Here is a 640-nt window from a genome sequence, read left to right as displayed (position 1 = left end):
ATTGTCACGATCGACGCCATGGGAACACATGCCAACATTGCCCAGGCCATCCGTAACAAGGAAGCTGACTATGTGCTCGCGGTCAAGAACAACCAGCCCAAACTGGCCGAATCGATCGCCACCTTCTTCGCGATCGGTCAGGCCGAACACTGGAAGAACGTTCGCCATTCCTACACCGAGTCGGTCGAGAAAGATCATGGCCGCATCGAGGTTCGCCGCTGCTGGGCCTTTGATCAACTCGACTGTCTGGCCGACCCGCAGCAATGGCCAGACCTCGGGATGTTTGGTGTCATCGAGGCGGAGCGCACGATCAATGGAAAAACGAGTTGCGAACGACGCTTTTATATCGGCAGCATTGCCCCGGAGGCAAACACGCTGCTCAACACCGTACGGGCGCACTGGAGCATCGAGAATCGCCTCCACTGGTGCCTTGACGTAGCGTTGAACGACGACCAGATGCGCGCCCGCATTGAGAATGCCGGCGCCAACCTTGCCACCCTACGACGCCTCGTCCTTAACCTTTTTCGTCTCGACTCTTCTCGAAAGGCTGGCATTCATACGCGCAGAATCCTCGCCGCCTCCTCTGATGCCTACCGGGAGTCCATCCTTGGACTCGGGTAGGTTTGATGCGATTGCCCTG

Annotated in this window: 1 protein-coding gene; it reads left to right on the top strand. The window is 57.8% G+C overall.

The window, feature by feature from the left end; genetic code table 11:
• A partial coding sequence (locus GH659_RS14720; protein ID WP_153112189.1) for an ISAs1 family transposase occupies positions 1-621 on the top strand: 621 nt, incomplete at its 5' end.
• Between the last annotated feature and the right edge of the window lie 19 nt (positions 622-640).

Source organism: Propionivibrio limicola, from assembly GCF_009469695.1.
Lineage (GTDB): Bacteria > Pseudomonadota > Gammaproteobacteria > Burkholderiales > Rhodocyclaceae > Propionivibrio > Propionivibrio limicola.
This window is presented reverse-complemented; position numbering and strand designations above follow the sequence as displayed.